This is a genomic window from Oceanibaculum sp., from assembly GCF_022449305.1.
In the GTDB taxonomy this organism is placed as follows: Bacteria; Pseudomonadota; Alphaproteobacteria; order Oceanibaculales; family Oceanibaculaceae; genus Oceanibaculum; species Oceanibaculum indicum.
In genome coordinates this window covers 22330-29748 of record NZ_JAKUSO010000045.1, presented here as the reverse complement: position 1 = coordinate 29748, position 7419 = coordinate 22330, and the positions used below count along the sequence as shown (strand labels likewise).

The following is a 7419-nucleotide window of genomic DNA, read 5'->3' as shown; positions in this document are numbered from 1 at the left end:
CATGACCCAGGCCTGCAGGCGCGGCCATGATTTCTTCGAGGGTATCCGCGCCGTCCTGGTGGACAAGGATCATGCGCCAAAATGGCAACCGGCACGGCTGCAGGACGTTACGCAGGAGCTGGTCGAAGGACATTTCGTGGCGCCGGAGGGCGGCGATCTGCGGTTTGACTGAACGCTGGCAATAACGCCATCGGCCAAACAGGCCACGAAGAACGGCGGACGGGAGGATGCGATGAAAAAGATCGGGTTTGTCGGGCTGGGCAATATGGGCGGGCCGATGGCCGCCAATCTGGTGAAGGCCGGCTTCGAGGTGACCGGATATGACCTTGCCGCCGATAATCTGGATCGGGCGGCAAAGGCCGGTATCCGTCCGGCGGCAAGCCTTGCTGAGGCCGTGCAGGCAGCGGAGGCGGTCGTCACCATGCTGCCGGCCGGTGCCCATGTCCGCGCGGTCTATCAAAATGAGGGCGGCATCCTTGGTGCCGTGCCGCGCGGCGCCCTGCTGATCGACAGCTCGACCATTGATGTGGCCAGCGCCCGCGTGGTTGCGTCGGCCGCACAGGAAGCCGGGATGGACATGCTGGACGCGCCGGTCTCCGGTGGGACCGGCGGAGCCGAGGCCGGCACGCTGACATTCATGGTTGGCGGCAGCGACACGGCCTTCGAGCGGGCCGGGCCGATCCTCCAGGCGATGGGGAAGACTGTCGTACATGCCGGTGGTGCCGGTAATGGCCAGGCAGCCAAGATATGCAATAATATGATACTCGGCATTTCGATGATCGGCGTGTCCGAGGCTTTTGCGCTTGCGGAAAAGCTCGGACTCGACCATCAAAGGCTGTTCGACATATCGTCTAAATCCTCCGGACAGTGCTGGTCGCTGACCAGCTATTGCCCGGTTCCGGGTCCGGTTCCGACCTCGCCGGCGAATCGCGGCTACCAGCCGGGCTTCACGGCAGCGATGATGTTGAAGGATCTGAAGCTGGCACAGGAGGCTGCCGCGGAGTCGGGAGCCTCGACGCCTCTAGGCGCGGAGGCGGCCCAGCTTTACAATCTGTTTTGCGCTCAGGGAAAGGATCGGCAGGATTTTTCCGCGATCATCAATATGCTTCGCGGCGCATAGTGAAAGCGAATTGTGTTGACGACATGGCGTATGTTAAGCGAAGGAAAAGAAAGCAAAGTCGATAGACTGCGTGCTTAAGAGAAGCGCCATGCAACTGGGGGCGAGCATACTGTGAAAGATTCGTATCTGGAGGCGATTAAGCTAATCGAACGGCTGCATCGCCAATTCCTTGAAGTCGTAAAGACCGAGCTGGACCGCAACGGCATCGAGGATATTAATAACGTTCAGGCGCTGATTCTCTTCAATATCGGCAGTGACGAACTGACCGTCGGCGAGTTGACCAACCGTGGCTATTACCTCGGTTCGAACGTCTCCTACAACGTCCGGAAGATGGTCGAGAACGGCTATCTGATCCAGGAGCGGTCGCCGCATGACCGGCGCTCGATCCGGGTCCGCCTGTCGGACAAGGGGCTGGCGCTGTGCAAGAACATCGCCGCCATGTTCGAACGTCACGCCAACGATCTGGAGAAGGGGATCAGCAGCACCAAGGCACTGGAATCGGCCAGTGAGGCCTACCGGGTGCTGGAGCGCTACTGGGCGGACATGCTGGATTTCCGCGGTCGCTCCTCGCTGCTCGGTACCGGCTGACCTAAAGGAACAACGCCGCCAGCAACGGTAACAGCACCGCCGTTGCCAACGCGTTCAGACCCATGCCGAGGCTCGCGAACGCCCCCGCGACCTCATTCACCTGAAGTGCCCGTGCCGTGCCAATGCCATGCGCGGCGATTCCGGTTGCCAGTCCACGTGCCCGCCAGTCCCGGATCCCCATCAGGTTCAGCGTCCAGGTCGCCAGCATCGCCCCGGCGATTCCGGTCAGCAGCACCAGCACGGCGGTCAGCGAGGGCAGGCCGCCCAGCTTTTCCGAGATGCCCATGGCAATCGGCATGGTGACGGATTTAGGTGCAATGGACAGCAGCGTCTCCCGCGTGGCGCCCATTGCCCAGGCCACGCCCACGGCCGTTGCCGCCGCGGTCGCCGATCCGATGATGACGGTCGTGACAATGGCGAGCGCCGACCGTTTCACCGCCTGGAAATGAATGTAGAGCGGGATCGCCAGCGCCACGGTCGCCGGCCCCAGCAGGAAGTGCACGAACTGCGCGCCGTCAAAATAGGTCTGGTAGGGCGTCCCGGTGACCCACAGCAGCGCCACCAGCAGGATCACGGCGATCAGCACCGGGTTGGCCAGCGGAAATAGCTTCAGCCGCGTATAGACGAAATAACCGGCCTGGTAGGCGATCAGCGTCAGCGTGAGGCCGAGCAGCGGGGTCGTCGAGAGATAGACCCAGATTTCGCGCAGGTCGGCATTCATTGCCCGCCCTCCGGCTTGTTGCGACGGCCGCTCAACCGTTCGAACCCCAGCATCACCAGCGCGCTGACCGCGATGGTGGCCACGGTGGATACCAGCAGGGACACGCTGATCGCGGCCCACTGATCGGCAATCAGCGACAGATACAGCACCACGCCGACGCCCGCCGGGACGAACAGCAGCGACAGGTGCTGCAGCAGCCCGCTTGCCGTGGTCCGCAGATTGTCCGGCAGGTCGCCGCGCAGAGTCAGCGACAGGAACAGCAGCGCCATGCCGATCACGGGGCCGGGCAGGGGAAGACCCGCCAGCCGGGCGATGGTCTCGCCGATCAGCTGGAACAGCAGCAGGGCGGTGATGGCATTCAGCATGGAGCCTCCTGTTTCGATGGGGCCAAGGCGGTTGCGGTGAACCGCCGGCAGCCGTTACCGTTCCGCATTGCGCGTACGGAGGCAAGCGGAGGAACGAGTCCATGGCGCTGCTTTACGGGTCCAGCTATCAGATTCCCGGAACATCGCCGGGTGCGCTGATCGCGCCGGCAGACCAGCCGGCGGGCGAGGCAGTGCTGACCCTCACGCGCTTTGATGCCCAAAAGGTTGAGGAAGCCGTCCATGTGACGCCGGAGGATTGCCGGGCCTGGCTGGCGCAGGCCGCCGAGGCGGCAACCCGTGTGCCGGAAGCAGAAGCGCCTGCCGGCAAGCACGCGAACCGCGCGATCTTCTGGCTGCATATCTCTGGCACGCCGGATGCCGATCTGGCGCGCCGTCTGCAGGACAGCCTTGGCCTGCACCCGCTGGCGCTGGAGGATGTGCTGAATGGCGGCCAGCGCCCCAAGGTGGAACTCTATGACGAGCATCTGTTTGTCGTGATGACCCATGTGGATTATTCCGGCGTCGATCTGCGGCTATATCAGACCAGCCTGTTCCTGAAGGGCAATCTGGTCATCAGCATCGATGCCGGGGATGACGGACTGTTCCTGCCGGTGCGCGAGCGGCTGACAAGGGGCGGTCGGCTGCGCCAGCTCGGGCCGGATTACCTGCTCTATGCGCTGATCGATCTGATCGTCGATCACAAATTCCCGCTGCTGGAGCGGATGGGTTCGGAGATCGAGGATCTGGAGACCGACCTGCTGGAGGACCCGCCTGCCGACGCCAACCGGCGCCTGCTGCGGATGAAGCGCCATCTCCTGTTGCTGCGCCGCCAGCAATGGCCGGAGCGGGAGGTGCTGAACCTGCTGCTGCGCGGCGACAAGGAAATGGGGATCGGCAAGAAGACGCTGCCCTATCTGCGCGACAGTTACGACCACACCGTGCAGCTGATGGATTTGCTGGAAACCTACCGCGAGGTGGTGACCGAACTGCAGAACGCCCTGATGCTGGCGACCAGCAACCGGCTGAACGACATCATCCGCGTGCTGGCGGTGATTTCCGTCATCTTCATGCCGCTGACCTTCATCGTCGGCGTCTATGGCATGAATTTCGATCCGGCGGCCGGCTGGCTGAACATGCCGGAGCTGGGCTGGGCCTATGGCTATCCCGCCGTGATGATCGTCATGCTTGGCTTGACGGTCGGCATGCTGTGGTTCTTCAGAAAACGCGGCTGGCTGTGATCCAACGGGAGAGCTTCTGCGTACTTCTAACAGTAATCCTATTTTTCTACCCCCTCCTGTTCGATTTTCCGGAGTTCCAGAATGTTCCTCTCCAGCGGCGCGTCCGACGCGCGCGCAAAATGTGCTGCGCTCGACAAGTCCCAGGCCGTCATCGAGTTCGCGCCCGACGGTACCATCATCACGGCGAACCAGAATTTCCTGAAGGCCATGGGCTATGGCCTGAAGGAAATCCAGGGCAAGCATCATTCGATGTTTCTGGAGCGCGCGGATCGCGACAGCGCAAACTATAAGGGATTCTGGCCGGCGCTGGCGCGCGGTGAGTTTTCTACCGGGCAATTCAGGCGCCTAACCAAGGGCGGCAAGGAAATCTGGCTGGAGGCCAGCTACAACCCTCTGACGGACGGGCGCGGGAAAGTTTACAAGGTGGTGAAGTACGCCACGGACATCACTGCCCAGAAGATGGCGCAGGCGGAAATGACGGGAAAGCTGGAAGCGCTGAACCGCTCCCAGGCGGTCATCGAGTTCGAGCTGGATGGCACGATCATCACCGCCAACGAGAATTTCCTGAAGGTGATGGGCTACCGGCTCGAAGAGGTTGCCGGCAAGCACCATTCCATGTTCGCCGAACCCGGCGTGCGCGACAGCGCCGATTACCGGGCTATGTGGGCCAAGCTTGGGCGCGGTGAATATGTCGCCGGGCAGTTCAGGCGGGTTGGCAAGGGCGGTAAGGATATCTGGCTGGATGCGAGTTACAACCCGATCCTTGATGCCTATGGGCGCCCCTTCAAGGTGATCAAGTTTGCGACGGACCTGACCCCCCGGAAGCAGGAGAACGCGCAGCTTGCCGCTGACTTCGAGAGCGGGGTGCTGAGCCTGGTTTCCGAGCTGGCGAATTCCGCCGGCGGCATGGAAGGGTCCGCGCAGACCATGGCCGCTGCCGCCGAACAATCCAACCAGCAGTCCGCGATGGTTGCCGCTGCCGCGGACGAGCTTGCGAGTTCCGTGCAGGAGATTTCCCGGCAGATATCCGACTCATCGACGGTTATCGGCAATGCGGTTGAAGAAGCCCGGCGCTCCGAGGCGATGGTCAATGCCCTGGTCAATGCGGCGCAGAAGATCGGCGACGTGACGCAGATCATCAGCGACATCGCGGCCCAGACCAACCTGCTGGCGCTGAACGCGACCATCGAGGCGGCGCGGGCAGGGGAAGCCGGCAAGGGCTTTGCCGTTGTCGCCTCCGAGGTGAAGAGCCTCGCTACCCAGACTGCCAGGGCAACCGACGAAATCGCCCAGCAAATTCAGGAAATCCAGGATTCCAGCGGTGCCACGGCATCGGCCATCCGTCAGATCGGCGAGATCATTGGTCAGGTGAGTGGCATTTCCAGCTCGATCTCCGGCGCGGTCGAGGAGCAGTCTGCCGCCACCCGCGAGATTGCCAGCAACATCAACGGCGTGACCCTTGCGGCGGAGGATACAGGGCGCTCCTCCAATGATCTCCTGATCACCGCGCGGGACCTAAACGGCCAGGCCGATGCGCTGCGCGAGCGCGTTGATGCCTTCCTGGTGAATGTCCGGGCGATGTAATGAATTGCCTGGCTACGGGCGCGGCTGTCAGCCTATCGGGCGAGCCGCGCCTCGTTCACCGTTCTGGCCAGCCGCCGCGTTTTGCCTTCAGCAGGAGGAGGCCCTGTTCCGTCGCTGCCAGCAGATTCTCGCCTGTGTCACTTTTTATCCGCCGGACCAGTCCCTGATCGGCGGCATCTTCCCAAACGGTCAGGCGCGGGCAGGATGTGCGCCAGGCCTCGATGGCCTCACCATAGGGCCGCGGTGCCAGCGCAACCCATTCCACCAGATCGAGCACCAGCGCTTCGGGCGAGTCTGGCGTCGGCATGCAGAGCCGCTTTCGGCTGAACTATCCGATATTAGGCAGGCCTGGTAGAGAGGTAAAGCGACGGCCTCCTGGCAATGGAGGCTCCAATAGACATCCCCCTGCGCTTTCCCTAAAGTCTGCCGCCATCGTGCCATAAACGGCGGTTAGCAAACCGCCATTCGCCTGTCAGAGGGATTCCATGCGTCTTTCCGCCTATTTCCTGCCGATCCTGAAGGAAACGCCCGCCGAGGCGCAGATTGCCTCGCACCGGCTGATGCTGCGCGCCGGCATGGTGCGCCAGGCCAGTGCCGGCATCTATTCCTGGCTGCCGATGGGCTTCAGGGTGCTGCAGAAGATCGAGCAGGTGGTGCGCGAGGAGCAGGATGCCGCCGGCGCGCAGGAAATGCTGATGCCGACCATCCAGTCGGCCGATCTGTGGCGCCAGAGCGGACGCTATGACGGCTATGGCAAGGAGATGCTGCGCATAAAGGACCGGCACGACCGCGAGATGCTGTATGGCCCGACCAACGAGGAACAGATCACCGAAATCTTCCGGTCCTCCGTGCGGTCCTACAAGGACCTGCCGCGCATGCTCTACCACATCCAGTGGAAGTTCCGTGACGAGGTGCGGCCGCGCTTCGGCGTGATGCGCGGGCGCGAATTCCTGATGAAGGACGCCTATTCCTTCGATGTGGATTACGAGGGCGCCAAGCGCGCCTACAACAAGATGTTCGTGGCCTATCTGCGCACCTTTGACCGGCTGGGGCTGAAGGCGATCCCGATGGCCGCCGACACCGGCCCGATCGGCGGCGACATGAGCCATGAATTTATCATCCTGGCGGAGACTGGCGAAAGCCAGGTGTTCTGCCACAAGGGCTGGATGGACCTCGGCATTTCCGGCATCGAGGTGGATTTCGAGGGCGACCTGCAGCCGGTGGTGGACAAGTTCACCAGCCTGTACGCCGCGACCGACGAGAAGCATGTGCCGGCGGACTGCCCGGTGCCGGCTTCCGAGCTGATCGAGACGCGCGGCATCGAGGTCGGCCATATCTTCTATTTCGCCAGCAAATATTCCGAGCCGCTGAAGGCCGAGGTGCAGATGCCCGACGGCTCCACCGGGCCGGTACATATGGGCAGCTACGGCATCGGCGTGTCGCGTCTGGTCGGCGGCATCATCGAGGCCAGCCATGACGAGGCCGGCATCATCTGGCCGGAATCGGTGGCGCCCTTCAAGGTCGGGCTGGTCAATCTGAAGGCCGGCGATGCCGACTGCACGCGCGCCTGTGACGATCTCTACACCAAGCTGAACGCCGCCGGCGTCGAGGTGTTGTATGACGACCGCGACGAGCGACCGGGGCCGAAGCTCGCCACCATGGATCTGATCGGCCTGCCCTGGCAGCTGGTGGTCGGCCCGCGCGGATTGCAGAACGGCATGGTCGAGATCAAGAACCGCCGCACTGGCGAAAAGCAGGAACTCTCCATCGATTCCGCCCTGTCGAAGCTGATCGGTTGAGGCT

Annotated in this window: 9 protein-coding genes; 6 read left to right on the top strand and 3 right to left on the bottom strand. The window is 62.8% G+C overall.

The genetic code is table 11. The features are described from left to right. Nucleotide 1: 1 nt before the first annotated feature. The 3 genes from MK313_RS13145 (at nt 2) to MK313_RS13135 (ending at nt 1708) form a co-directional block, all read left to right on the top strand. Nucleotides 2–172 (top strand): enoyl-CoA hydratase/isomerase family protein, encoded by a 171-nt coding sequence (locus MK313_RS13145; RefSeq protein WP_287782081.1) that lies wholly within the window; start codon nt 2–4, stop codon nt 170–172. A 60-nt stretch (nt 173–232) separates the two neighbouring features. Beyond that, a complete protein-coding gene (gene mmsB, locus MK313_RS13140; protein ID WP_008944731.1) occupies nt 233–1120 on the top strand; it encodes a 3-hydroxyisobutyrate dehydrogenase in 888 nt (295 codons plus the stop codon). A 111-nt stretch (nt 1121–1231) separates the two neighbouring features. Further along, a complete protein-coding gene (locus MK313_RS13135; protein WP_121217610.1) occupies nt 1232–1708 on the top strand; it encodes a MarR family winged helix-turn-helix transcriptional regulator in 477 nt (158 codons plus the stop codon). Between the two features lies 1 nt (nt 1709). On the opposite strand, the gene MK313_RS13130 is transcribed toward MK313_RS13135, so the two are convergent. Beyond that, nucleotides 1710–2429: an LrgB family protein gene (locus MK313_RS13130; protein ID WP_287782078.1), complete on the bottom strand. Its 720-nt coding sequence runs from the start codon at nt 2427–2429 to the stop codon at nt 1710–1712. Then, on the bottom strand, nt 2426–2794 hold the full coding sequence (locus MK313_RS13125) for a CidA/LrgA family protein (protein WP_121217614.1): 369 nt from the start codon (nt 2792–2794) through the stop codon (nt 2426–2428). Before MK313_RS13125 ends, MK313_RS13130 begins: the two co-directional genes overlap by 4 nt. A gap of 101 nt (nt 2795–2895) precedes the next feature. On the opposite strand from MK313_RS13125, the gene corA reads away from it, so the two are divergent. Next, entirely contained in the window at nt 2896–4032 is a 1137-nt protein-coding gene (gene corA / locus MK313_RS13120) for a magnesium/cobalt transporter CorA (protein ID WP_287782075.1), read from the top strand. Between the two features lie 81 nt (nt 4033–4113). Then, a complete protein-coding gene (locus MK313_RS13115; protein ID WP_287782073.1) occupies nt 4114–5616 on the top strand; it encodes a methyl-accepting chemotaxis protein in 1503 nt (500 codons plus the stop codon). Nucleotides 5617–5671: 55 nt separating this feature from the next. Here the strand turns inward: MK313_RS13115 and MK313_RS13110 are convergent, their stop codons facing one another. Continuing rightward, a complete protein-coding gene (locus tag MK313_RS13110) occupies nt 5672–5923 on the bottom strand; it encodes a hypothetical protein (protein WP_287782071.1) in 252 nt (83 codons plus the stop codon). Nucleotides 5924–6101: 178 nt separating this feature from the next. Between MK313_RS13110 and proS the strand changes: the two genes are divergently transcribed. Further along, nucleotides 6102–7415: a proline--tRNA ligase gene (gene proS / locus MK313_RS13105; protein WP_287782069.1), complete on the top strand. Its 1314-nt coding sequence runs from the start codon at nt 6102–6104 to the stop codon at nt 7413–7415. The last annotated feature ends 4 nt before the right edge of the window (nt 7416–7419 follow it).